Annotated in this window: 15 protein-coding genes and 3 pseudogenes; 7 read left to right on the plus strand and 11 right to left on the minus strand. The window is 73.6% G+C overall.

All coding sequences use genetic code 11. The annotated features are described in order from the left end of the window. Nucleotides 1–108, minus strand: a pseudogene (locus KSNIM_RS39375) (hypothetical protein); the annotation flags it as partial. A 70-nt stretch (nucleotides 109–178) separates the two neighbouring features. After that, nucleotides 179–700: pseudogene (locus KSNIM_RS04795) on the minus strand (SDR family NAD(P)-dependent oxidoreductase). 119 nt (nucleotides 701–819) lie between these two features. On the opposite strand from KSNIM_RS04795, the gene KSNIM_RS04800 reads away from it, so the two are divergent. The 5 genes from KSNIM_RS04800 (at nucleotide 820) to KSNIM_RS04820 (ending at nucleotide 5,885) form a co-directional block, all read left to right on the plus strand. Then, a complete protein-coding gene (locus tag KSNIM_RS04800; RefSeq protein ID WP_263101969.1) occupies nucleotides 820–1,203 on the plus strand; it encodes a GNAT family N-acetyltransferase in 384 nt (127 codons plus the stop codon). Between the two features lie 35 nt (nucleotides 1,204–1,238). Further along, on the plus strand, nucleotides 1,239–1,754 hold the full coding sequence (locus KSNIM_RS04805) for an OsmC family protein (protein ID WP_263101970.1): 516 nt from the start codon (nucleotides 1,239–1,241) through the stop codon (nucleotides 1,752–1,754). Continuing rightward, nucleotides 1,747–2,712, plus strand: coding sequence for a pirin family protein (locus KSNIM_RS04810; protein WP_263101971.1), 966 nt, complete (start codon nucleotides 1,747–1,749; stop codon nucleotides 2,710–2,712). The genes KSNIM_RS04805 and KSNIM_RS04810 overlap by 8 nt, the downstream gene beginning before the upstream one ends. Nucleotides 2,713–3,679: 967 nt before the next feature. After that, the gene (locus KSNIM_RS04815; RefSeq protein WP_263101972.1) at nucleotides 3,680–4,153 is read left to right on the plus strand and encodes a DUF5994 family protein; all 474 of its coding nucleotides are present in this window, start codon (nucleotides 3,680–3,682) and stop codon (nucleotides 4,151–4,153) included. 13 nt (nucleotides 4,154–4,166) lie between these two features. Continuing rightward, nucleotides 4,167–5,885 carry a SpoIIE family protein phosphatase gene (locus tag KSNIM_RS04820; RefSeq protein ID WP_263101973.1) on the plus strand — a complete coding sequence of 573 codons (1,719 nt, stop codon included), beginning with the start codon at nucleotides 4,167–4,169 and terminating at the stop codon, nucleotides 5,883–5,885. A 791-nt stretch (nucleotides 5,886–6,676) separates the two neighbouring features. Here the strand turns inward: KSNIM_RS04820 and KSNIM_RS04825 are convergent. The 5 genes from KSNIM_RS04825 to KSNIM_RS04845 all read right to left on the minus strand — a co-directional run bounded on the left by KSNIM_RS04825 (nucleotide 6,677) and on the right by KSNIM_RS04845 (nucleotide 11,333). Continuing rightward, entirely contained in the window at nucleotides 6,677–6,880 is a 204-nt protein-coding gene (locus tag KSNIM_RS04825) for a cold-shock protein (protein ID WP_263101974.1), read from the minus strand. A 416-nt stretch (nucleotides 6,881–7,296) separates the two neighbouring features. Next, nucleotides 7,297–8,154, minus strand: coding sequence for a thermonuclease family protein (locus KSNIM_RS04830; RefSeq protein WP_263101975.1), 858 nt, complete (start codon nucleotides 8,152–8,154; stop codon nucleotides 7,297–7,299). A 92-nt stretch (nucleotides 8,155–8,246) separates the two neighbouring features. Next, on the minus strand, nucleotides 8,247–8,375 hold the full coding sequence (locus KSNIM_RS04835) for a hypothetical protein (protein ID WP_263101976.1): 129 nt from the start codon (nucleotides 8,373–8,375) through the stop codon (nucleotides 8,247–8,249). Nucleotides 8,376–8,404: 29 nt separating this feature from the next. Next, nucleotides 8,405–10,171 (minus strand): molybdopterin-dependent oxidoreductase, encoded by a 1,767-nt coding sequence (locus tag KSNIM_RS04840; protein WP_411543659.1) that lies wholly within the window; start codon nucleotides 10,169–10,171, stop codon nucleotides 8,405–8,407. Between the two features lie 526 nt (nucleotides 10,172–10,697). Beyond that, nucleotides 10,698–11,333 (minus strand): carbonic anhydrase, encoded by a 636-nt coding sequence (locus KSNIM_RS04845; RefSeq protein ID WP_263101978.1) that lies wholly within the window; start codon nucleotides 11,331–11,333, stop codon nucleotides 10,698–10,700. A 703-nt stretch (nucleotides 11,334–12,036) separates the two neighbouring features. Between KSNIM_RS04845 and KSNIM_RS04850 the strand changes: the two genes are divergently transcribed. Then, nucleotides 12,037–12,363 carry a hypothetical protein gene (locus KSNIM_RS04850; RefSeq protein WP_263108263.1) on the plus strand — a complete coding sequence of 109 codons (327 nt, stop codon included), beginning with the start codon at nucleotides 12,037–12,039 and terminating at the stop codon, nucleotides 12,361–12,363. Between the two features lie 371 nt (nucleotides 12,364–12,734). Here the strand turns inward: KSNIM_RS04850 and KSNIM_RS04855 are convergent. Next, nucleotides 12,735–12,998: pseudogene (locus tag KSNIM_RS04855) on the minus strand (cadmium transporter); the annotation flags it as partial. A 655-nt stretch (nucleotides 12,999–13,653) separates the two neighbouring features. Further along, the gene (locus KSNIM_RS04865; RefSeq protein ID WP_263101979.1) at nucleotides 13,654–15,204 is read right to left on the minus strand and encodes a sigma-70 family RNA polymerase sigma factor; all 1,551 of its coding nucleotides are present in this window, start codon (nucleotides 15,202–15,204) and stop codon (nucleotides 13,654–13,656) included. Nucleotides 15,205–15,566: 362 nt separating this feature from the next. Here KSNIM_RS04865 and KSNIM_RS04870 point away from each other — a divergent pair, with 362 nt between their 5' ends. After that, entirely contained in the window at nucleotides 15,567–17,186 is a 1,620-nt protein-coding gene (locus KSNIM_RS04870) for an RICIN domain-containing protein (RefSeq protein ID WP_263101980.1), read from the plus strand. Nucleotides 17,187–17,274: 88 nt separating this feature from the next. On the opposite strand, the gene KSNIM_RS04875 is transcribed toward KSNIM_RS04870, so the two are convergent. Continuing rightward, complete coding sequence (locus KSNIM_RS04875) at nucleotides 17,275–18,279, minus strand: NAD-dependent epimerase/dehydratase family protein (RefSeq protein ID WP_263101981.1); 1,005 nt, start codon at nucleotides 18,277–18,279, stop codon at nucleotides 17,275–17,277. A gap of 175 nt (nucleotides 18,280–18,454) precedes the next feature. Next, nucleotides 18,455–19,249: a ricin-type beta-trefoil lectin domain protein gene (locus tag KSNIM_RS04880; protein WP_263101982.1), complete on the minus strand. Its 795-nt coding sequence runs from the start codon at nucleotides 19,247–19,249 to the stop codon at nucleotides 18,455–18,457. Nucleotides 19,250–19,429: the final 180 nt, after the last annotated feature.

Here is a 19,429-nt window from a genome sequence, read left to right on the forward strand (position 1 = left end):
CGGCCCCGCGGGCAGCGGCCGCAACGACCGGACCAGCACGGCTCCGCCGTTGATGCCGATCACCTGGCCCCTGACGTAGCCGGCCGCCGGCGAGGCCAGGTAGGCCACGGCGGAGGCGACGTCCTCGGGCGTACCGGCCCGGCCGACCAGGGTGTCGGCGATCTTGCGGACGTGGAAGTCAGCCGCGCAGGTCGGCCTTGGCGGCCGCGTACGAGCCGGCCGAGTGCGGGCCGGCGCCGCCGCGCTGGGCCGCGGCCGAGCTGATGACGGTCGGCCGACCGCCGGGGCCGCGCAGCCGGTCGACGAGGGCGGTGGCGAGCAGGACGGCGCCGAGCAGGTTGGTGCCCGGGTCACGCCGCCAGGTGTCGGCGAGCGCGTCGAGGCCGTCGTCGACGGGCGGAGTGATGATCGCACCGGCGTTGTTCACCAGTACGTCGACCTACCCCAGCGCGGCGATCGCCTCGGCGGCGGCCGCCACCTGGGCCGGGACGGTGAGGTCGGCGGCATCCGGGACGACCGACGCCCCCGTCACGCCAGCGGCGATCTCGTCGCGGGCCCGTTCCAGCACCTCGGCACGCCGGCCGACGACCGCCACCCGGCACCCCTCGGCGGCGAGCGCACGGGCGACGGCCCTGCCGATCCCCGTCCCGCCGCCCGACACCACCGCGACCCGTTGCACCCCTGCGCCCCCTCGGTCCATGATCGATTCATGGGGGGCCGGCGCAGCTCCTGACGGTCCGTCGGATGCCCGGGCCGCCGGGAGGGGCCCGGGCCGCCGGAGGGGCCGCCGACTCCGTCCGCCGGGGTCGGGGACCGGGAATGCGGTTGATCACCGGTTGGTTTAATCGTAAACTACATTGGTCGCGGGACCCGCGGCCCGATCGAGGAGGCAGACCCATGGCGATTCGCGTGACGGACAATCAGGACAGCTCGCGCTTCGAGATCTTCGACGACGAGGAGCTCGCGGGCTTCGCCGAGTACCACCGCTACGGCACCGAGCTCGCCTTCATCCACACCGAGATCGACCCGAAGTTCGGCGGCCGCGGCCTGGGCGGCAAGCTCGCGCAGAGCGCCCTCGACACCGCCCGCGAACAGGGCCTCGCCGTACTGCCGTACTGCCCGTTCATCCGCGGCTGGATCACCAAGCACCCCGACTACGCCGAGCTGGTGCCGGCCGCCCAGCGCGACCGCTTCGGCCTGTGACCGCGCCCCGGACCGGGCATACCCCCGAGGACACCATGGACACCACCACCGAGGCCCCGGCCTTCGTCCGCTCCGCGGCGGCCGTCGCCACCAGCACCGGCGAGGACTACCGCGTCGAGATCCGCTCCGGCCACCACAAGCTGACCGCCGACGAGCCCGCCTCGGTCGGCGGCGGCGACACCGCCACCACCCCCGTCGGCCTGCTGCTCTCCGCGCTCGGCTCGTGCACCGCGATCACCCTGCGGATGTACGCCCAGCGCAAGGACTGGCCGCTGCAGACCGTCCGGGTCCACCTCGGCTACGAGAAGGGCCCGGAGTCGAGCGTTCGGATCACCCGGCGGATCGAACTGCTCGGCGACCTCGACGAGGCGCAGCGGGCCCGGCTGCTCGAGATCGCCGACCGCACCCCGGTGACCCGTGCCGTGCGCGGCGGCACCCCGATCGTCGAACAGCACCACAACGCCGCGGTGCACCGGGAGGGTCCGGTCGGCACGGTCGGTGCGGGCAGTGCGCCCCTCGCGGGCGGACAGGAGGCCGGCCGCCATGAGTGACCTCGACCTGCGCCCCACCCCCACCACCTGTGGCGGCAACCGCGCCGAGGGCCCGGTCCGGGACCTGCTGGTCGCCCGCGAGACGGCACTCGGCGGATCCACCGTGGTGCGCCGGCTGCTGCCGAGCCTCGGCCGCCGCATGGTCGGCGCCTGGTGCTTCGTCGACCACTACGGCCCGGACGACATCGCCGACGAGCCCGGCATGCAGGTGCCGCCGCACCCGCACATCGGCCTGCAGACCGTCAGTTGGCTGCACGAGGGCGAGGTGCTGCACCGCGACAGCCTCGGCAGCCTGCAGACCGTCCGGCCGCGCGAACTCGGCCTGATGACCTCGGGCCGGGCGATCTCGCACTCCGAGGAGTCGCCCCGCGAGCACGCCCGGCTGCTGCACGGCGCCCAGCTCTGGGTCGCCCTGCCCGACGCCCACCGGCACAGCGCTCCCGCCTTCGAACACCATGCCGACCTGCCCAGGGTGACGAGCCTCGGCGCCGGCCTCGACGCGACGGTGATCCTCGGTGAACTCGACGGCGCCCGCTCCCCCGGCACCATCCACACCCCGCTGGTCGGCGCCGACCTCACGCTCCGCGAGGGCACCGAGGTCCGCCTACCGGTCGAACCCGACTTCGAGTACGCCGTCCTCACCATGAGCGGCCTCACCGAGGTCGACGGCGTCCGGCTGGAGCCGGGCTCCATGCTCTACCTCGGCACCGGACGGCGGGAGATCCCGCTGCGCGCCGTCGCCGACGGCTCGCTGCTCCTGCTCGGCGGCGAACCCTTCGAGGAGGAGCTGGTGATGTGGTGGAACTTCATCGGCCGCTCCCACGAGGAGATCGCGCAGGCCCGCGCCGACTGGGAGACCGGCACCCGCTTCGGCGAAGTGCACGGCTACGACGGTGCCCGCCTGCACGCCCCGCAGCTGCCCGCCACCCACCTGAAGCCCCGAGGCCGGGTGCGCTGACCTGCACTCCGCCGCGGCGGCTTGTGGTCCAGCCCGGAACTGACCACTCGTTCGAGGATTGCACGGGCGCGGTCGGTGCGACCGAGCCGGTGCAGGGCGAAGGCGATGTCCGTGAGGCCGTCGTAGAAGCCGAGGCGCGGTGCGGCCATGGCGTGCACGGCGTCGTCCAGCCACCGGACGTGGGCGTCGGGGATGTCGGCTCCGGTTTCGGCCAGGGCCCACAGCGCCCCGGCCGGGCCGGGGGCGAGGCTGCTCCGGCGCCCGGGACGGTGAACTGCTCGATGTCCCCGGGGAGGAGGCGGTCGGTGGGGTCGGGGGTCGCACTGCCCAGGATGCCCCCGGCGATGGCCTCCCGGAGCGTGGGCCGGGTCGCCGCCGAGAGGGTCGGCGGCTCCGTGGGCGTCTGCCGGGTCCGGTCGGTCACCATCGGTCCGGTTCCCTGCCCGATGCCGAGGTCACGGCGCACCTGCTGCCCGAAATCGTCGGGGACGGGGAAGCGGGCCGCGATGAGGGAGAGCAGCTGGTCCAGCTTCTGCGGCGAGTGGTCGAGCAGGACGGTCATGACAGGCACCGTGGTCGCCGCCTCCGTCACCGAGACCCGCCGGACCACGGCGTCGCGGTCGAGATCCAGATGCAGCCGGCCCGCAGGGTGCTGAGCGGCGCCGGGTAGGGGTCCGACGGCCACGGGCCGGGCGGCGAGCGATGCGTCCCGGCGGCGACGGTTACGTCCCGGCGGCGACGGACGGTCGGCGGGTGCCGGCACGGGATGCCGGGAGACGGTCCACGCCCACCGGGTGCGGCAGCGCATCTCCTTAGAACTGCGCCTGCTCCGGGCGCCGCCCCGCCTGCGGGTGCCCTGCCGGAGTAACCTGGCAGTCAACCGAGGACATGTCGCATACCGGTATCCGCACCGGTGTCGCCCTGGGTCATGATCGGTCCTCTCCCCGGACCTGCTGGGCGGCTCCCGATGATTCCGTTCCCTTCCTCGTCCTCGTCGGGCGGATGGCCCGCGTCCGCCGCGCCGCTGTTGCCTCGGCTCGCCCTTGAACCGACGCTCTCCCGGAGCGGTCTCTTCGACGGCGCCTGGTGGCCCCGCTCGAACAACGCCTGCGTCGAGCTGCCGGACCTGCTCACGGCTCTCGCCGCCCATCTGGGCCAGGTCGTCCGGGTCAGCCTGGACACCTCGGCCTGGCGCGCCGTACCCCGCTACGTCGACGCCAACGGACTCACGGTGCCCGTCAGTTGGCCGGCCTCCAGCAGCCACACGCTGAGCATCGCCCGGGGCTCGCAGGACGAGTTCCTGCTCCTGGTCATCCCCTCGGACACCGACCCGCGCACCGCCGCAGCCGTGATGGCCCGGGCCAGCTCGGCGGGGAACCGCACCCCGGCGACCGAACTGCTCGCCGGCGCCGTGCCACCGGACACCCCGGCCAGGGCCTGACGGGGAGCGAGCAGTGGCGTGGGGCCCGACGCGCGGGTTCGCCGGGCCCGGCAGCAGGCAGCAGCTGCTGAGCCGGACCTTCTCGGGGCTGGCGGCCGGACTCCTCCTGCTGGACCCGCACGGGCGGATCACGGCCGCCAATCCGCGGGCCGAGGAACTGCTGGGCCGCCGGGCCACGGCGATGATCGGCGCGGACGTCCACGAGCTGCTGCATCGCGGCCCCGACGGTGAGCGGATCCCGCGCTCGCGGTGCGTCCTCCAGGCGGTCGCCGAGCACGGAAGGCCCGCCTGGGGCGAGAGCGACACCTTCCTGACCGCCGACGGCCGGGCCCTTCCGGTGCGCTGGTCGGCGGCACCCGTCGTCCACGGGGACCGGACGGTCGGTCTGGCCGTCCTGTTCGCCGATGTCGCAGGCAGCAGCGCACCCGTCGGGACGGAGGCCGCCCGGGTCGACCTGCTGGAGGACCTGGCCGAACGACTCACGCTGGTGGGTGTGATCACCGAGGTGCTCTCCGAGACACTGGACGTCGAGGAAGCGGTGGACCGGCTCGGCCCGCTGCTCGTCCCCCAGCTGTCCGACTGGGTGGCGGTGGATCTGCGGACCCCCGAAGGCGAGGTCCGCCGGGTCGCCGTCCTCGGCCCGCAGGGCCGGGACTCCGCCCTGGAGGCCTGGCGGGGCCCGCTGCCCGCGCCGATGGCGGTCTCCCGTTCGGCGCTGGTGCGCGTGCTGCGCGGCGGACAGCCGGTACTGCTCGGCCCGCGGGAGATGTCCGAGCCGCCGGACACCCCCCTCGCCGCCGTCCAGGCGGGGTTCCTGCGCGCCATGGGCGCGGCCTCGGCTGCCGTCGTCCCCCTGACCAGCGCCCGCGAGGTCACCGGAGCGATCACCGCGGTGCGCACCGCCGCGGACCGTCCCTTCACCCGCCGCGAGCTCGCCCTGCTCGCCGACATCGGCCACCGGGCGGGCGTGGCCATCGACAACGCCCGCCTGTTCGGGGAGCAGCGGGACATCGCCACCGCGATGCAGCGCCACCTGCTCACCGAGTTGCCGCAGAGCCGGGACCTGCAGCTGGCCGCCCGGTACCGGCCCGCCCCTGCCGGCTCTCGGGTGGGCGGCGACTGGTACGACGCCTTCCTGCTCAGGGACGGCACGACCGCGCTGGTGATCGGCGACGTCATCGGACACGACCTGCAGGCCGCCGCCCGGATGGCCCAGTTGCGCAACATCCTGCGGGCCCTGGCCTGGGACCGCCACGAAGGACCGGCCGCCATCGTGGCACGACTCGACGACGCCATGGCGGGCCTGACCGACGTGCCGATGGCCACGATGGTGCTGGCCTACGTGGTGGGCCCGGCGGGCGGGCCGTGGCAGCTGCGGTGGACCAGCGCCGGGCACCCGCCCCCGCTGCTCCTGCCCGCGGCCGGGAGCACGGTCCACGGCGGGGCACGCTATCTGGAGGCCGGCCAGGGGATCGTCCTGGGAGCGGGCGGCGGCCGCGGGCGTCCCGACGGCCAGGAGGACCTGCCCGCCGGCTCGACACTGCTGCTGTTCACGGACGGCCTGGTGGAGGTGCCGGGCACCGACCTCGGGGCCGGTCTGGAGAGCCTGCGCCGCTACGCCGCCGGCCTCACCCGGTGCCCGCTGGAACAGTTCTGCGACCGGATCCTGCGGGCGATACCACCTGGCGGGGCCGACGACACGGCACTCCTCGCCGTCCGGGTACCCGACTGAGCGGCTGACGCGGGACGGGGACGCAGAGCAGCACCACACTCAGGACGGCCGGCCCGAGCGTGGCCCTGTCCCCGACCTCGGACGTGCAGCCGTGCATCCCCGGGATCGGGTTCATGCGGGCGCGGTGGCGAGCAGTCCGGTGGCGCGATCGGCCGAGCGGACACCGAGGATGCAGCCGTCCTCGTCGACGACCGGCAGCACGTCCAGCCGCCTGATGCGCATCGCGCGCACGGCCACGGACAGGGCCGTCGCCGGCCACGTGTGAACGGGCCCCGCTGGTGCACGGTGGCGCCCACGGTCGTCCGTTCGGCGTACCGCGGGTGGCCCATGAAGGGCTGGAGCCCGGTTCGCGTGACCAGTCCCTCGCACCGGCCGTCGGGGCCGTGGACGAGCAGGAATTCGAGGTGGGCGCCCTGGAGGACGTCGTGGGCCCGGTCGACGGTGCTGTCGTCGCCCATATGGTCATCACAGCTGTCCATGGCGTCGTGAAATTGCGTCCGGGCCGAGTCGTGTTGCGGAAGCGAGTGCTCACGGGATCCGCTTTCCCGGGCCGGCCCCGCCGGGCCGCCACCCGAAAGGTCCTTCGCCCGGGACGACGCCGGAACGGGTACCGGAATGCGGGATGCCCTGGATGACGTCGAGCCTGCTCCTGAAACCCGCGCGGCAGGATTCGCGGCTGCGCACAAACACAGCGGCCGACGGATTGCGATCCCCCGGAACGACCGGGGCCCGTGCCGCGGTGTGCGGCACGGGCCCTTTCCCTGGTGCGGCGACGGCCGCGCAGGGAGGTGTCAGAGGGGGCGAATGTTCTCCGCCTGCAGGCCCTTCTGGCCCTGCGTGACGTCGAACTCGACCTTCTGGCCCTCGAGCAGCTCACGGAAGCCCTGGGCGTTGATGTTCGAGAAGTGGGCGAACACGTCCGGGCCGCCCTCCTCCTGCTCGATGAAACCGAAGCCCTTTTCCCCGTTGAACCACTTCACGGTGCCGAAAGCCATAAAAATTCTCCTTCAGAGGCGGTGAGGCCCGCACAGCGCGAGCCTGCCGTCGCCGCACTGATGACCCGCCGGGAAGACCCGGGAAACAAAATACGCCTGCGGTAAGAACCAGCAGGCGCACACAGAGTTCATGGGAACCAAAACTGCAACTTCCACTACCGTAGCAGGGTTCCGAGGGGAACGGGAATTTCCGCGGGAATTTTTCACCGGCGCCGCACCGGATCCCGGCGCACACCGAGCCGCTGCGGGCGATCGGCGATTCCCCGCCGGACCCGCGACCCCGGCGCGTTCGAGGACGCGCCGGGGATCTCGGTTCCGAGCAGGTCCAGCAGCGCCCGACCGTCAACGGCCGACTCCGGCGCCCGCTCTCCGACGCCCCGTCAAGTCGGTGGCGTCGGTGCAGGTCGGGCTCCTGCTCAGCCTTCGGCGAAGACGGTGTCCTCGGGTTGCGCGGTCATCCGGACGGCTGCGCCGTTGATGATCTGAACCAAGGGCGCGAGGCTCAGCTGCCTGGTCCTCGTCGACAGGACCTCGACGTGGTCCTCCTTGCCCGCCAGGTAGGCGGGGAAGCAGGTCAGGGACTGTTCGACCAGGTTGAAGTGGTCGACCAGCCGCCGGAAGAGCTTCGGGAGGATGACCACCTCGGTGAGCGAGGCCATCCCGGTGACCGGCGCTCCCCCCGGGGTCGTGGTGGCGTCGAGCGGCCACAGCCCCAGGCCGGCTTCGCGCGCCTGGCGGGTGACGATGGCCAGCTCCTGCCGGAGGTGGGGGAACAGCTTGTCGTAGAAGCCGGGGTAGACCAGGCCCGTTTTGAGCAAGTGGTGGTTGACGGTGGTCTGCAGCAGCGGGACGTCCACCTGCACCTCGGTACCGTCGGCGCCGGGAGGGGTGCCGGTGCCGAGCAGCGCGACGCAGCGCTTGAACGGGTCCCCGCCCTGGGTGAGGACCCACGCGGGGGTCTGTGGCGGGTTGGCCGAGACGACCTTCTGCCCGCTGCGCTGGACGTCGCTGAACCCCAGGAAGGTCAGGAGCTCCTGCGCGGCCCTGTCGCCGAACTCGGCGGGCTGGCGGATCCTCGGCCCCGTCCGGTCGTAGTGGGTCTCCAGGGCGTCGACGCCTTCGAGTCTGAGCCTGGCGACGCCGTCCTTGACCTCGACCGGGGCGTCCTTGAGCTTGTCGAAGGCCAGCGGGTTGGTGGGGACAAAACGGATGGTGTCGCCGTCCGGCTCGGAACCGATGATCCGGCACTCGCCGAGGACAAGCAGCATGGGCATGACATCCCCTTGATGGAGGGCGGGCGCACCATGCGTGCTCTGTCGGCGTCCGCCGGTTCGCGCGGTGGAATTCACCATGAGTGTTCACCCCGTCACGCGGTGACGAAGGCGTCGCCACTGTACGTTCGCATCCGACCGACCTCAATGACCGCCGCGCCGAGGGCGGGGGAGGCCGCGGCGAGCAGGACGGCGAAGGACTTCGGCCGGGAGAGACGGCACATGGGGTGCTCCTGAGGTGGGGTCGGTGGTGTCAGCCGACGGTGACGACGGTGCTGTGCCAGCCCGTCGCGCCGGACGGGAAGGGGGGCCTGCGGGTCTCCGGCTGCGTCCGGCCGAGCGCGTCGGTGGCGCGGACCTCGATGCGGTGCGTTCCGGGTGCGGTCGTGTGCCAGGTGTGCGACCACTGGCGCCACAGGTCCGGGCCGGCGTCAGCGGCGAGGGTGGTCTGCTGCCACGGCCCGCCGTCGACCCGGACCTCGACCGCGGCGAGGCCGCGGTGGGTGGCCCAGGCGGTGCCGGCCAGCAGGACGTCGCCGCGCGGCACGCGGGCGAACGGCGCCGGGACCTCGACCCTGGAGGCGGTCCGCACCTCCCCCGTGCGGTCCCAGCCGCGGCGCACCCAGTACGGGTCGAAGGCGGCGAAGCGGGTGACCTCCAGGTCGACCAGCCACTTGGTGGCCGAGGTGTAGCCGTAGAAGCCCGGCACGAGGGATCGGCACGGGAAGCCGTGCGCGACCGGCAGTGCCTCCCCGTTCATGCCCACCGCCAGCAGGGCCCGGCGGCCGTCGAGGACGGACTCCAGCGGCGTGCCGATCGTCATGCCGTCCCGGGAACGCCCGACCAACTGGTCCGCACCGGCGCGGACACCGGCCCGGCGCAGCAGTGCGGGCAGTGAGGCGCCCAGCCAGCGCGCGGTACCCGCGTAGGTGCCGCCGACTTCGTTGGAGACGCAGGTCAGCGTGTGGTCCAGCTCCTCCAGTGGTTGGCGCAGCAGTTCGTCGAAGGTGAGGACGGTGGGGTGGTCGACCAGGCCGTGAATGCGCAGGGACCAGTCGCGGGGGTCGATCCTCGGCAGGGTCAGTGCCGTGTCGACCCGGTAGAAGCCGGCGTTCGAGGTGACGAACGGGGTGAGCCCGGGGGCGTCCGGGTGGATGCCGCGGGGCAGCGGCCGGGCGGGGACGGCGGGGGCGGGCAGCCGGATCGCGTCGCGGGCGGCGGTGATGTCGCTGCGGCTGTCCGCGAGCCGGCGGCCGCCGACGGCGCCCAGTGCGGCGACGGCGGCCGTGGCCGCGGTGGTGACCAGGACGGTGCGGCGGCCGGGTCGGCCGGCAGGGTCTGATCCGGCAGGGTCTGCTGTGGAGTCGGGTGCGGCGTCGGGAGCGGGGTCGGGCGCGAGGTCGGGAGCGGGACCGGTCGCGGGGCCGGGAGCGGGACCGGTCGCGAGGCCGGGAGCGGGACCGGTCGCGAGGCCGGGAGCGGGACCGGTCGCGAGGCCGGGAGCGGGACCGGTCGCGGGGTGTGGCGCGGTTGCGGCCCGCAGCAGGCGGGCCAGCCACCACAGGGCGGCGGCACCGACGAGGCCGGCGGCGACGGAGGGGAGGGCGTCGCCGGGGCGGGCCGTCGGCCGGGAGGCGGCGGCCCACACGCCCAGGCCGCCGAAGAGTCCGATCAGGGCCGCACCGGCGGCCGGCCGCTGACGGCCCAGTAGCCCGGCCACGACGGCGAGCAGCGCCATCGTCGTGTAGATCCCGGTCAGCAGCACGGCCTTGTCGTGGGTGCCGAAGGAGCGGACCGCGTACTCCTTCAGCCAGGTGGGCGTCAGGTCGATCGCCGCGGAGCCGACCGCGATCACCGGGGCACCACCCGGGCCGGTGTACGCCGCGGCGATCTCGCCCACGGCGACCGCGAGGCCGGCCGCGGCCAGTCCGGTCGCGCCGGCGGCAGCGGCTCGGGCGAGGGCACGCAGGCGGCGCCGGCTCCCGGTCGGGTTCTCATCTGGTGTGCTCACACCCGGCATTCGGAGGTGCGGTCGGCGCCGGATGGGCGAGGATTCGCGGCCCCGCCCGGCCGGGCAGCCGCCGGGGCGACGCCCTGCCGTGCCGACGGGCCGTCAGACGGCCCGTGGTGCCCGTGCGCGAGGGTGCGTACGCCGGTCCGATCGGGGGACTTCCCCTCGTCGACCGCGGTCCTCACCGCACGCGGCGGCGCACCGGAGGCGCCCGGCTGTGCCGGAAGGCAGTGGCCGGGCGGTCACCGGGCGGGGCCGCCTGCCGGCCTTGTACCGACGGGCCGGCCGAGTCGGGATCGCGGCCGGCCCGCGGTCAAGGAGCGGCCGGACCGAGGCTGTCGGCGCAGAGGCGGTCGGCGGAGGCGGTCGGCCGTGGGAAGCAGCCACGCAGGTGCTTCGCCGGCACCGCCGACCCCTGGCCCGCGGCTGCCGGTCGGACCGGGCAGCCGGCCGGCGGGCGATCCTGTCCGCCGGGTCCCCGGACGAGCCGCCGCACGAGCACCACAGCCCCGTGCCCGGTCCGCGGCAGCTGCTCCTACGCCGCGGCCGCGGAGGTGTCCAGGCCGCGGGCGGTGACGAGACGGGCGGTGCCGTCGGCGAGCCGGTAGGACAGGCCGACCACGGCTGCGGTACCCGCCTCAACGGCATCGGCGAGGGTACGGGAGCGTTCCACGAGCAGGTCGACGGTGTGCCGTATGTGGGTGTCGATGAAGTCGGCGTCCTCGGTGTGGCCGGCGGCCCGGGCGGCCAGGACGCTCGGTGTGACGCGTTCGATCACGTCGCGGACGTAGCCGGTGGCCGTGGTGCCGTCCTGGACGGCGGCCCGGGTCGCCGCAACGGCACCGCAGGAGTCGTGCCCGAGGACCACGACCAGCGAGCTGCCCAGAACACTGACGCCGTACTCGATGCTGCCGAGCACCTCCGACCCCATCACATGGCCCGCGGTACGGACCACGAACAGGTCTCCCAGGCCGCGGTCGAAGATGATCTCTGCCGCGAGGCGGGAGTCGGAGCAGCCGAACAGCACCGCGAACGGGCTCTGGGCGGGTGCCGTGGCGGCACGGCGGGCGGCGTCCTGGTTCGGGTGTTCCGGGGTGCCGGCGGTGAAGCGCCGGTTGCCGGCCAGCAGCATCTCCAGGGCGGTGTGGGCTGTCTTTCGATCACCGGTCATGACAGCAGACTACGGTCCGCAGCGTCGGCCCGGTGCCACCGGGGCAGGGAGTGACCGGCGGGAAGGAGGTCCTGCGGTCGAGTCCTCGGTCGCCTTCGACGTCGGCGCGGATCGAACGGGCCTGCCTGGCGGCCGTGCACTCGCTGACAGGGATCGGTGCGGTCCCGGCCATGGGAACCGTCCGGCCCGAGCCCGCTCGATCCCGGTCCGCCACCTGGCTCGGTCGGGCGGACCCGCTCGCGCCGGAGGCCGTGTTCCTCGGCGATGAGGAGAAGTGAGGGTCCACCGGCTGCGGACGGTCCGGTCCTCCAGCAGCGCTCCGTGTGAGTGGTCGGGGGCATGGCGGACAGCCGGGTCCTTCGCCGGTGAGGCGGCGAAGCATGACGCCGATCACCGGCCGGCGGATGACGGTCTCCGAGTGAGCGGAGCCGGTCCCGTAGTCCCGCGCCGGACGCCGGTGGGCGGCCGGCCACGACAGCGTCCACTCCACCGCCCTCCGCCTCGGTCGGCCCTGAAAGCCACGCTGATCCGGTTCCATGCGTACGGTCTCCGGTTCGCACCCCGAGGGTCCGAGCGGTCCGGTCGGCCGGACCGCTGTCGGCATCCTCACCGGCGGCGCCTGCACCGGCTGGACCCCCGCGCCCGCCATCCTTGACACGACCGGGTGCCCACGCGCCCGCCCCCACGGTGAAGGAGCCGGGTGATGACCGAGGTGTTCTTCCACGCCGGCGGCGTCTACCGGCACGACCGCGACGACACGCCCAGCAGCGAGTGCGTGTTCGTCGTCGTACACGTCGGACGGGCACCGGAAGGCTTCGCCCACCCGGGCGAGACCGGCGACGTCGCGTTCGGGTGGCGCCGCGGCACCACACCGGACGGGCGGCCCATGCCCCTCGGCTCCTACGCCACATCAGACTTCACCGGCTGGCACGAGATCGACGACACCGAACTCGCCACGGTCCTCGGCGACACACCACTCCCCCACCACCCCGCACCGCCCTCCCGACCCCGCCGGCCACGAAACGACTGACTCGTGGTCGGCGGAACCTCGACTACGGAACGGCCGGCGATCGCCCGCACCCCGAACGTCGGACATGCCGACAGCCGCGGCACACCCGTCTCTCCCCCACTGGTGGCTACAGGCCGAAGGCCCCGCCCTCGACGAAGATGATCAGACCGATGGCGATCAGCACGACGGACAGCAGGACGTGCCCCGAACGGCCGAGGGCCTGGGCGACGACGGGGGCGGGTGGCGAATAACCGGCCGGCGAAGCACCGGCCGGCGAAGCACCAGACCCGACCAGGACAAGAGAAGACCGCCGCGTACGCGCTCATCCCGCCGATGCCGGCAGCGGCGAACACGGGGACGTAGACGCCGATGTTGGCGCCGCCGTTGGCGAAGGTGACCACCGTGACCTCCAGCGCGCCCGGGCCGCCGTCCCGGGGCTCAACCCGTCCTTCGTCGCTCTCGCCCCGGTGCCGCCACGCCTGCCAGGCCGCTCTGATACCCGGTCCGAGCGGACGCAGGCCGAGGTACGGGATCGAGGACTCGGGCAGGAACGTGGCGCCGAAGGCTGCCGCGGCGGCGACCGCGAGGATCGCCGTGAAGCCGAGGTACCGGCCGTGCGTCGTCGGCGCACCGGTATCTCCGTCGCCCGCCCCCAAACCCGACCGGCGGACAGCCGGTTGCCCCCGGACACCGTCCGCACGTGCTCAGCCTCATGCGAATCCCCCTTGCACATGCCAGGCATGAGCATCATCCTTTGCCGAATTCGCCAGGCCGGAATGGACCGGGCCCATGACGCTCCGGAATTCTCCCGGGGCCGATTCTGCGCACCTCAGAGAACAGCTGGACAGGGTGATGGAGAACGCCGCACTCCGTTCTCGATCCACGAGGTCGCGCCATGAGTCCGAGTATTCGCAACCAGCTCTCCGGCATTGTCACCGCCGTGACCACCTCCGTGACCACCGGCGAGACCGTGGCGACGGTGAGGGCCCGCCCGACGGCGGTGAACTGACCGCAGCCGTGACCCTGGAGGCCGCCGACGATCTCGGCCTGGCTGCGGGGTCTGCGGTCACCGCGCTGGTCGAGTCCACCGAGACGGCACTGGCCACCGCCTCACCCGGACGGCACCGAATTTCGGAAGGCGGGCCCGGATCGATTGCGGCTCCGGGCCGCCGCCGCATCTCACCGGCAGCGCATTCGCATCGGTGCAAGGGAGAAGGAGTGACGAGGCCGATTCGGGTCAGCCACGAATTCGGGCGTTGGCTCCTCCGCGGCGGCCGCCACGACGATCAGCCGGAGGGTTGTGCGTGCCCCCTACGCGCCGAGCGAGCGTTGCTGCCAGCGGAACGCGGGGCTGTTGTAGTAGTTCGGACTCTGCGTCAGTCGATCGCCCGGGCCCGGGTGCTCGGCCTCGGGCCAGTGTTCGAGGCCGAGGACGAGGCTGCTTGCCGCGTTGATCACCAGATCGCCGCAGAACTTCCAGACCATGTCGTTGCGTTCGCTCGCGCATGCCTGCTGGACGAGCGGCTCCCCGTCGGTGGTGCTGCCGCCGGTTGCCAGGCAGCGACCGGTGCCGACGTTCTTGATCTGTGACCCCGTACCGGTGGGGATCAGGATCCAGGCCTGGCCGGCCGTCCGGTTGCAGGGGCGCTGCGTGAGGGCGCCGCCGGGGTCGGCCTGGGCGCACAGACCGGTCATCCGGTTGACGAAGGCGCGGGAGCCGGGCGGCGGTGCGGAGGCCGACGGTGCGGCCGTCCGGGTGGGCGTGCCGGTGGCCGTGGCGGGTTCGGGCCGGAAGGACTCGGCGATCCCCACGGCTGCGACCGGCGCCATCGGCGGCGTCGGCTCCGGGATCGCGGGCGCGGCACCGGGAGCCGCAGGAGTGGTGCGGACGGGCGCGCCGCCGGACCCGGGCATCAGGACGGCAACGGTCGCTGCGGCACCGGCGACCGCGGTGGCGGCCAGCGTCCACTTGGCTGCGGCGGACCGGGACACCGCCGTGAGCTTGGCGGCGGCCAGGTGGAGCCCGTGCGTGGTGACGGACGACCAGAGGCCGGTGGGGTGCCACAGGAGGATGCCGGCGGGCAGGATCGCGCCGAGTCGGCCGTTGATGTCGCGCAGGTCGCGTTCGGCGCGTGCGCAGTCGGCGCAGGACCGCAGGTGGCGCTCGAGGTGGCGGGTGCTGCGCTTGTCGGGCCGGCGTATGGAGGCGGCGAGCACGGCGCCGTAGTGGCGGCATTCGTCGCTGGCGGCGTGGTTGAGGTGGGCCCGCAGGTAGGCCTCGCGCAGGCCTTCGCATGCGCGGGCGACGAGGGAGCCGATGCCGCTGACGGTGAGGCCCAGGCGATTGGCGGTGGCTGCGGCGGGTTCGTGTTCGACCACGGCGTGCCAGAGCACGGCCTGCCAGCGTTCGGGAAGCGACCGGTAGGCCTGCAGGACGAGCGAGCGTTCCTCGGCGGCGAGGACCGCGCCGTCGGTGTCCTGGCCGCAGGGCAGGGATTCGGCCCAGGCCTCGAAGTCGTCGGACAGCAGGGTGCGGGCGCGGTCCCGGGCCCATTCGATGGCGACGTGGCGCACGCAGGTCAGCAGGTAGGGGCGCCAGGCGTGTTGGGGGCCGCCGCCGGTGGTGACGGCGCGGCAGGTGCGGGCGAAGGCTTCGGCGGCCAGGTCGTGCGCGGTCGCCGTGTCGCGGCAGCAGGTACGGGCGTAGGCGAGTACGGCGGCGTGGTGGCGGGCGAAGACCTCGCTCATCACGTCCTGGGCGGCCGACCCGGTGTGCGGATCGCCGCCTCGGAGCAGTGCGGCCAGTTCCGCGTCGCTGAGGTGGCCGAGAGTCGTCTGACGGGCCGTCGCGGATACGCTCAACCCTCTTGCTCCTGTTCGCTCGACGACGGCGGCCGGGCGGCGGACGGGCGGGCTCGTTCGGGCCCCGGGAATCGACTGCCTCCGGCCGGGTTGCGGGCCAGTGTGTCATGCCCCCGAGCAGGTGGGAGCCGTTAGCCGGGCGGCACGGGTCGGGCCGGGAGCCGCTCCGCGGAGTCGCCGGCGCGTCGGAGCTCGCCCGTGTCGCCGGGCGTTCACGCGCCCCCCGCCCGGTCGTTCGCGCTCGTCCGGCGGCGCACCGCGGCACCCGACACGTCTCGCGTAAAGACTTGGCAAAGGCGCAGGACGTTCGGCGGGCGAGGCGGTCTTTCCCTGCAGGAACCGCACGAGGGCAAGGAACGCCATTGTCAGACCCCGCCGCCGACCTGCTCTCGGACGTCGAGCACCCGAGCCGGCCAGCCGCACATCCGCTGACCTCCCGCCACGACGACGCACTCATCGCCTACACCCGTCGGCTGTGCCGCGACGAACAGGCAGCACAGGAACTCGCCGAAGAGGTCTTCGCCGCCACCCCCGAAGCCGCGCCCCGCGGGACGGATCCGGCCCACGCCCGGCGGCCGCACCTGCTGGCCACCGCCCGGCGCACCGCCGCCACGTGGGCGGACACCGGGCGCATCGCCCTGCTCTCTCCCGGCTTCGCCGCCTGGCTCGGCGCCCTTCCCCGCACGCACCCCCTCACGCCGTGCGCACGGGCCGCCGTCACCGCGGCCGAGGAGAGCGCGGCGCTCCTCCAGGTCTTCCGCAAACTGCCCGACACCCTCCAGTCCGTTCTGTGGCGCAGCCTCGACGACGCGACCGAGCCCGCCGCCCCGCCGCCGGACGCCGACACCCCCGTCACCGAGCCCCCTCACCCGGAGCTCGTGCGGCAGTTCTACGGCGCCTACCTGCGGTACTACGTCGCTCACGCGCCCCGCCGGACCTGCCGTCAGCTGGCCGCCAGGCTCGGCGACAGCATCAGCCGCGGCGTCACGGACGACGCCGTCGACCTCCATGTGGCCCGGTGCTCCGACTGTGCTCGCGCCCGTGCGGAGCTCGCCGCCATCCACACCTGGCAGCGCCCCGTGCTCCGCGAGGGGCTGCTGCTGTGGACGGGCGACCACGAGCCCGAAACCGAGGACACCGCGGTCCTGCCGGCCCCTCCCACCGGCTCCTCCCCGTCGACGCCACGACCGGGGCCGCCGGCGCCGCTTCTGCCGCCCACCGTGCCGCGCCCTCCGGCCGCGGCGGGCACCCCGCTGCGGCGCCCCTCCGCCACGACCGTCCGGCTCGGCCTCGGCGCGCTCGGCCTCGGCATCCTGACCGTGGCCGCCGCGGCCGTCGCACCCCATCGGTCCGCACCCACTGCGGCCACCCCGCCGCCCTCCCCGTCTCCCGCCACCTCCCGGGCCGTCCTTCCGCCGGTTCCCTCCCCCAGCACGCCCGTGTCCTCGAGGCCCGCCACACCGACGCCGGACCTCCCCTCCCCCACATCCAACCCGCCCACGGCAGACGGCGCCCCGCCACCGTCACCGACCCCCCGGATCGCCTCCTTTCGCCTCGTCAACGTGCGGACGGGCCTGTGCGTCAGCCCCGACGGCCAGGACGGTGCCGGTGTACGCCTGGACACCTGCGAGGGCGGCACGTCGCAGCGCTGGCAGTTCCTCCAGAACAGCAGCGGGCTGCTCCAGGTGCGCGACGCGGCCGGCGGCCGGTGCCTGGACGGCACCGCCGAGGGCGGCAATGTGGTCACCGTCGTCCTGGCGGAGTGCCGTGCCGGCCGCCAGGAGCAGCTGTGGAAGGCCGTCGCGAGCGAGCGCCCTGCCGCCTTCCGGCTGCACTTCTTCCCGTGCGTCACGAAGAGCGACTACCCCGACCACCTGCTCGGGCCCGGCGACATCTGGCCCGGCCCGGCCGCAGTCGGCTCACCGCTCGTCCACCAACCCAACTACTACAACAAGGACGACTTCCTCTTCACCACCGAGTGACCCGGCGCCGGGTCGTCCCAGCGTGCACCGGCCGGGCAGCCGCGTGCACCGAAAGCCCACCGCCCCGCCCGGTGCGAGGCTTCGTCGTTCAGCCGGCCAGGATCCGCTGCTCCTTGTCGGGCTCGATGCCGATCGGGATCCCGGTCAGCCCCTGGGTGTAGGTGACCTTGGCCGATCCGCCGTTCTGCAGCCACGCCCAGGTGTCCCTGGCGGTGTCGGCGACCGGTCGGCAGCGCAACCCGGCGGCGGCCGCCCTGGAACTGTCGGCACGCCAGGTTCCCCGCCAGTCCGGGGTGTCCGGGGTCCACAGGGGCAGTTCGGTCCAGGGCTGGACGTCGGCGGCGAGCAGGGTGGTGTCGTCCGTCCAGACCAGTTCGGCGTCCGACCCGGTGGCCCGGACGCAGGCGTCCAGGAACTCGCCGTAGGTGGTCTGTCCGATCGGCGCGGTGGTGACGAACCGTCCGGTCAGGCCCCGGTCGACGAGGTCGAGGCCGAAGGCGGCGAAGTCCCTGGCGTCGATCAGTTGCATCGGCCGGCCCGGGTCCCCGGGGGCGAGCACCCGGCCGCCGCGGGCGATCCGCTCCAGCCACCAGGGCAGGCGTCCGATCGGCTCGTACGGGCCGTAGAGCAGACCGCAGTTGAGGATCGACGAGCTTTCGCCGAACCCTTCGACCAGGGCGCGCTCGCAGCCCGCCTTGAGTGCGTTGGCGAAGGGCTGGTGCTGCGGAGCGTCGGCCGGGCACTCCAGGGTCTCGGAGGTCTCGTCGACGGGCCCGGCGGGCCAGTTCGAGAAGGCGTGAACGGAGGAGACGAAGCTGTAGTGGCCGACCCGGCCGTGCAGCAGCCGCGCGGTCTGTGCCACGTCGTACGGCTGCTGGCCCGAGGTGTCGACGACGGCGTCCCAGCTCCTTCCGTCGACCAGTCGCTCCAGGTCTTCCGGGCGGGCGCGGTCACCGCGCACGGCCTCGGTTCCGTCGAGGTCGGCACCGCTGACCCCGCGGTTGAAGGTGGTGACCTCATGGCCACGGGAGAGGGCTTCTGCGACGTAGGCACGCCCGAGGAACTTCGAGCCGCCGAGCACCAGGATCTTCATACCGGGCAGCCTCTCCGCGGCGGGCCGCCCGTACACGGCCGTTCGGTGGCCGGTGCTGCTGCTCGACGAAGGTTCGCCGGTCCCGACCGGAAGTCGCACGGGCGAGGAGCACCGGTGGGCCCGGGCGCACCCCCTCGCACTCGAAGGGGCGCGCCCGGTACCCGGCTGCCGCGGGTCAGCCGACGGGCAGGGTCCACTGCTGGTTGCCGAGGCCGTTGCAGTCCCAGATGCCCAGCGGGGCGCGGTCGTCGGCGTTGAAGCCGAGATTGTCCAGACACTTGCCCGACCGGGGGTTCATCAGGCCGCCGTTCGCGGTCCTGGTCCACTGCTGGTTGCCGCCGCCGTTGCAGGTGTAGAGCTGGACGATCGTGCCGTTGGCGGTGCCGTTGTGCTTGACGTCCAGGCACTTGCCGAGGGCGACGATCCGGCCGTCGGAGACGATCGACCACTTCTGGGCGGCGGTGCCGTTGCACGGAAAGATCTGCACCGGGGTGCCGTCCCGGTCGGAACCGTTGTCGACGTCGACGCACTTCCCGGAGAAGACGCCGACGATCGGCCCGGTGACGGCGGTCGGTTGGGGCGGGTAGGTGTAGACCTGGGCGCCGCTCACGAACGTGTTGGCGACGGTGCACCGGGCGGCGGACGTGCCGCTGCCGGTGACGACGTTGCCGTAGACCAGGTAGCCGGGATCGGTCACCACCCAGGTGCGGCAGACCGCGTACACGTACCACCGCGTTCCGGCCTCCCGGGTGCACGCCGCCGAGACGTACGAGCCCTGGACCGCCGGCTTGCACGCGTCGGCCGCCTGCGCCCGACCGCCGTCTGCCGACGCCACAGCCCGGGCGGCCTGCCCGCCCGGCGTCCCCTGCGCCAGCGCGGGCGCGGTGCCCAGCCCGACCAGGCACACCCCCATCAGTACGGCCAACAGCACGCGCCGGAGCGCGCGTTCGCCGGTCGTCCGTCGTCCCACGTCGTCCTCCCCTTGGGTCGTCGCCGGCCCACCCTGTGCGGCCCGGTGCGCCTCATCCTCGGTGGGCCCCGTACACGTCCGCGCATATGAACCCATATGCGTTTCGCGCGATACTGGCGGCTTTCTGACTGTCCGTCATTCGTCGCTTCCGCCAGGTGGGAGAGCCGTGCAGCTTCGCGT

This window comes from Kitasatospora sp. DSM 101779 (genome assembly GCF_025655475.1).
GTDB lineage: Bacteria > Actinomycetota > Actinomycetes > Streptomycetales > Streptomycetaceae > Kitasatospora.